Origin of the sequence: Kitasatospora sp. NPDC057542, from assembly GCF_042801945.1 — a bacterium.
Classification (GTDB): Bacteria; Actinomycetota; Actinomycetes; order Streptomycetales; family Streptomycetaceae; genus Kitasatospora.
In genome coordinates this window covers 1-4951 of sequence record NZ_JBHVFE010000584.1, presented here as the reverse complement: position 1 = coordinate 4951, position 4951 = coordinate 1, and the positions used below count along the sequence as shown (strand labels likewise).

At 70.8% G+C, this 4951-nt stretch carries 7 protein-coding genes; 3 read left to right on the top strand and 4 right to left on the bottom strand.

The window, feature by feature from the left end:
* On the bottom strand, positions 1 to 462 hold a 462-nt coding region (locus tag ACFU7Y_RS40100), incomplete at its 3' end, for a DUF4328 domain-containing protein (RefSeq protein ID WP_380771309.1).
* A gap of 430 nt (positions 463 to 892) precedes the next feature.
* Here ACFU7Y_RS40100 and ACFU7Y_RS40095 point away from each other — a divergent pair.
* Complete coding sequence (locus tag ACFU7Y_RS40095) at positions 893 to 1471, top strand: hypothetical protein (RefSeq protein ID WP_380771308.1); 579 nt, start codon at positions 893 to 895, stop codon at positions 1469 to 1471.
* A complete protein-coding gene (locus tag ACFU7Y_RS40090; RefSeq protein ID WP_380771307.1) occupies positions 1468 to 1611 on the top strand; it encodes a hypothetical protein in 144 nt (47 codons plus the stop codon). The genes ACFU7Y_RS40095 and ACFU7Y_RS40090 overlap by 4 nt, the downstream gene beginning before the upstream one ends.
* Before the next feature lie 128 nt (positions 1612 to 1739).
* Here ACFU7Y_RS40090 and ACFU7Y_RS40085 read toward each other — a convergent pair whose 3' ends face one another.
* A complete protein-coding gene (locus ACFU7Y_RS40085; RefSeq protein WP_380771306.1) occupies positions 1740 to 2012 on the bottom strand; it encodes a hypothetical protein in 273 nt (90 codons plus the stop codon).
* A gap of 156 nt (positions 2013 to 2168) precedes the next feature.
* Positions 2169 to 2279 (bottom strand): winged helix-turn-helix domain-containing protein, encoded by a 111-nt coding sequence (locus ACFU7Y_RS40080; RefSeq protein ID WP_380771305.1) that lies wholly within the window; start codon positions 2277 to 2279, stop codon positions 2169 to 2171.
* A gap of 663 nt (positions 2280 to 2942) precedes the next feature.
* On the opposite strand from ACFU7Y_RS40080, the gene ACFU7Y_RS40075 reads away from it, so the two are divergent.
* Positions 2943 to 3731 carry a hypothetical protein gene (locus ACFU7Y_RS40075; protein ID WP_380771304.1) on the top strand — a complete coding sequence of 263 codons (789 nt, stop codon included), beginning with the start codon at positions 2943 to 2945 and terminating at the stop codon, positions 3729 to 3731.
* A gap of 205 nt (positions 3732 to 3936) precedes the next feature.
* Here ACFU7Y_RS40075 and ACFU7Y_RS40070 read toward each other — a convergent pair whose 3' ends face one another.
* On the bottom strand, positions 3937 to 4479 hold the full coding sequence (locus ACFU7Y_RS40070; RefSeq protein ID WP_380771303.1) for a hypothetical protein: 543 nt from the start codon (positions 4477 to 4479) through the stop codon (positions 3937 to 3939).
* Positions 4480 to 4951: the final 472 nt, after the last annotated feature.

Here is a 4951-nt window from a genome sequence, read left to right as displayed (position 1 = left end):
CTCCGCGTCCAGCGGCGCGCTCGCCCTCCAGCAGTCCACCATCAGCTGCCAGGGGAACCAGAGCAGGACGACCGGGGTGAACCAGGCCCCGATGCTCCAGCCGCGTCCCAGGCGGTGCCCGTTCGGCAGCAGCAGGTCGGCGTTCTGGCGGATGCGGTAGAACCAGACGATGAACACCACGGCGGTGGCCAGCGCCAACGGGATGAACACCCCGTTCAGCGCGGTCGCCACGGAGTCCACGGCGTCGAAATCGTCGAGGCCGACATCGTCCGACCCGTCCACCAGCCGGCCCAGGGACACGTCGGACCAGAGGTCGACCGCAACCGCCGCCGCCGCCACCGCAGCGTTCAGCCCCAGCAGGACGTAGACCGCCACGGCAAGGCCGTTCGCCGGGCGCAGTGCCGCCGCCCATCCGGGGGCCGCCTCCGCGCAGCCGAAGCAGCGGCCGCTGTCCGTCCCCACGGGGCGTGTCCCGCACGCCACACACACCATCAGATCGTCAACTCCTGGAATCGCCGCGTGCTTGACCACGCACGCCGGTACGCCACCACCCCGATCGGGATGGGCGCGCCGACTCTAGGGGACCCAAGGCGTCGGCTGCCAGCAGGAATTCACAGCGCAGCGGCGGTATCGCCAGATAACCGACAGATCACTCCGACGACCTGGCGCAGGAGACGGATCCGGTTCGGCACCCCTCTCCGGCACCGGGCCGGTCCGATCTGCTTGTGTGCTTGACGAGCCACCCTTGGAATGTTGGTGAAGGACATGAGGGGGACCAGCGGGGCAGGGTGCAGTGCAACGAGGCGAACCTCGGCATCGATGGTGCAGACCTTGTCGAGTGCCTCGTCAGGGTTCGGGAGGAAGCCTCGAAGCCATCGGTTCGGACGCGATAGTGAGGGCCGTCCCATCCGGCCTCGGAGCGCAGACCTTCGTCGGCCCGGGCGATTTCAACACCCAGCTGACCGCCTGGCTGCAGAATGCCAACCGTTGTCGGCACCGCACGATCGGCTCCCGGCCCCTCGACCGGTGGGAGACGGACAGGGCGGCCATGTTGGCCGTCCCGCCCGTCGGCCCGCCGGCCTGGTGGCCGCTTCGCACTCGCCTGGGCCGCGACCACTACATCCGCGTCGACACCAACGACTACTCCGTCCACCCCCGCGCGATCGGCCGCCTGGTCACCGTCCAGGCCGACACCGAGGAGATCACCGTGACCTGCGGCGAGGACGTGATGGCCCGCCATGCCCGCTGCTGGGCCCGCCACCAGTCGATCACCGACCCCGAGCACGCCGCCGCGGCCCGGCACCTGCGCGAGGAAGTCCGGCAGCAACAGGCCGCCCGCGCACGCACCGCCCGGGCCGCGTTCCTGGCGCCCGACGGCCTCGGCGTCGAGGTCGAGCAGCGCGAGCTGGCCACCTACGACCGCATCTTCACCCTCATCGAGGGCGGAGCCGGAGAGGAGGACCCCCGATGACCCCGACCACTGCCCCCACCAGCCAGAACACCACCACCGCCAAGAGTGACCGTCCACCCGAGGCCCGCGCCGCCCGCACCAGCCAGCAGACCGCCGCCGACCGGTCGTTGGCCGAGTTCGCCGGGTCGGGTTGCCGATGAAGCCAACCCGACCCGGCACATGAAGGCCAGCGGCCAAGTGTCCGTCGACGAGTAGCCGCGGCCCGGCGCCCTGTGACCTGCCGACTCGGCACGTATGAACGACGCCACAACGTCGCACCGGATGCCACTCACAAGGCCAGCGCTGCCGTCATGCGGGCGAGCAGGTCAGTTGGCAGGGCGAAGCGGTTGGCCGGGTTGCGGTACGAGTAGCCGCCGTCGTTGACCTGGTGGCCGGACTCGGCCGTGGTCCAGCAGACCGGACCGCACTGCCCCTGGTCTTCCAGCAGCGCAGCCGCGAGGCGCTCGGGCTCCTCGACCGCGGTACAGGCCCGCAGCGCCGCCGTCAGCCGCTCGATGGCCCCGGCCGGCACCGCCGCGTCGGATCCACCACCGATCCCCACGCCCGCCTTCTGCTCTTGTTGCCCGCGTTCGGGGACCGCGACCGAGACCCGCCCCGAGCTCAGCCGCCCACCTTCACGACCGGGGTGATGCTGCGGCGTCCCCACGTGCGCCCTTCGGCGGCTGCGGGTGAACCCGGCTTCGTCTTCGAAACAGGTCTATCCATCGCAGGCCGCCCAGGTCGCGTCCTTCCACGAGGCCACGGCCTGCTCGTCGCGCTCGGCGGCCCGCCTCGTGGGGACCTGCGGGGTGAAGCCCAGCCGGCGCATCAGCCGGGTGGCGCCCGAGACGCTGTAGAGATCCGCCCGGACGGCTCGAGCCGGACCGAGAATCCCAGCTCCCTGAGTCCCGCCCTCCGACCCGCCCAACTTTGCGGCTGCGGCCGGAGGCAGTCGGCTCCATGGGCGCGGCCTGTCGAGGGTCGTGAACCGGTCGTCGGCTGGATCCACCGGTGGCCGTGGCGATTCCGGACATGCCCCCACAAGTCGACAATTCATTTGACGTGGCCTCAGGTCGGGGCCCATCGTTCCCACCCGAACGCTCCCGGCTCGGGAGCACGCGACCGGGGGGCTCGACACGACTGGCATGGTCACAACTTCACGCACAAACGCACGCTCGCGTATCCAGCAAGGACAGGGCGCTCGGCACGCCACCGTCTCCTGCTGTCCGGATGCGTGTCAACACCGGTTGACGCTGCCTTGGGCCTCCCCGCTGGGCCACCATCCAGGGCACCTGCCTCGGCACCTGGGACGGCCTCGGCCTCCGGGCCAACCGGCATGGTCCCTGGACTACGAGCAGCACTCCCGACGGTCACTCGGCACCGGCGACCCGAAAGGCGCACGAGCCTGGGGGCGGACTCCGGCGCCAGACGCGAGTCGCGGAGCCCCGCCCCCGCGCAATGACAACAACCTCGTCCATACGAATGGGAACCCGTGAACATCACCCCTGACCAGCAGCGCACGACCCGCGTCACCGCCAAGCGGGTCCTCGCCGCAACCGCCGCGGCCCTCTCCCTCGTGGCGACCGCCGCCTGCGGCCCTGACAAGACCGACAACGCCACCGGCGCCACCACCACCGCCTCACCCAGCCCCACCGAACGACTCGAGTCGATGACCGGCGCGATCATCATCGAACGGGCCCAGCAGGACTTCCTCAAAGCCGCAACCGTCAAGGTCACCGGTCACTCCACCAACGACGGCCACAAGATCGACTTCACCGTGCAGACCGACGACCATGGCAACTGCAAGGGATCGCTCACCACCGCCGACCTGGGAACGATGCAGTTCCTGCGCACCTCGGGACAGACACTCGCCAAGCCCGACGTCCAGGCCCTCACCAAACTCGACGGCCCCGCCGTCGCCGGACGGATGAACGACCGCTGGCTGCGCCTCGCTCCCGGCGACACGCTGACCGCCATCAGCCAGCTCTGTGAACGGAAGACCATCCCCGTCTTCGGCGACGGCACCTCTTCCAAGCAGGCCCTCAACATGGGCAGCACGACCGTCACCGGCGTCAAGGCCGTCTCGATCCTCGCCGTCATCCCCGGCGCCTTCACCGGGCACGTCTCCACCGAGACCCCGGCACGTCCTCTGCGTGTGGAGTCCGAGGAACAGGGGGTGGCCATGGACTTCACCGACTACGGTGCCCCACTGGACGTCACCCTCCCGCCCGCCGACCAGATCACCGACCTGGCGGCTGTGAAGCAGGACGCCGGAACCTGAGTGCAGGAGGTGCTCGGGCACCTGGGCCAGGCCGCCGAGGACGGGCGCCGCCGTCGGGCGCCCGACCCGCGCTTCCTGCACCTGAAAGACGTTACCGTCCGCTCGGGCCGGACCGCCCGGAGGCTGCTGGCCTGGTCATGACCGTCCGCCGCCCTCTCGCGATGCCCACCTTCTCTGCGACCGCCACCGACGTGCCCCTGCCCGCTCAGTCCGGCGCGCGCCGGCTGCCCGTCGAGCAGGGCGCGGACTTCCGCCAGCCGCCCGGTGAGACCGTGGCCGTACCTGCCCCGGCCCGGCGTCCGCTCGCGGCCGGCGGCCTGACCTTCTCCGACCCGGACCGGCGGGTCTGACCGCTCCGGGCCGCCGTGCCGCAGCGGCCGGCTGGTCCTGCTCCTGGCGCTCGCCGTCCGTCCATGCCCGGATCGTTCCTGCGGGCTGTCGTGGGAACCCGCGTCGGTCTGGGCTGCAGGAACGGGGGGGCGAGGATGCGTAGCTGCTGTTCGGCGATGGCGCCCATGGGGCCGGCCGTGCCGAGGTGGGCGACGATGGTGTGCTCGAACAGCTCCAGCACTGACTCGGCTTCGCGCAGGGACTGGTGGGCGATGCGGGTGTGGGCTTCGCGGGAGCCGCCGATCTCCACGCCGATCTGGCCGTTGGCGACGGCGGTGAAGATGTTCTCGTGGGTGTCGATGCTGCTGCGGTACCTCTCGCGCAGGAGGTCGACCATCGCCTGGGTGCTGTCGTTCATCGCGTCATCGTGGCGCACTGCCGGCCGGAACATATCCCCTTCGACGCACCCGGTCCAAAGTTCGGAGCGGTACCTTCCGGATGGCATGTTCGCGGCCAGAAAATCCCAGGTCAGGGCACTGTTCACCGCGACTCTCGGGGTCTAGCATTCCCGGCACGGCGGCCCCACCACAGCACCACCGGGCCACCGAGCAGAGCAGCCGCGCCGCGACCCCGGCGCTGCTGGCCTCCCACCGGCCGGGTCCCGCGGAACGCCCCCCTGCTCCCCCAGGACCCGGCCGGCTGCACCCCCTCCCTCGGCGTCATCACTGACTGCGCTCTGACGGCCGCTGCGCCGCTGGCCGGGGTGCTGCTCGCCGCCGCTGGCCGGGGACGTTTTGGCACTTTCGGGCACCCCCTTGTGACCTGCGTTTTTATGGAGCTGTGGGTAGACCCGGGGCCGTTTTGGTACCGCTGGCGCGCCGATTTTGACC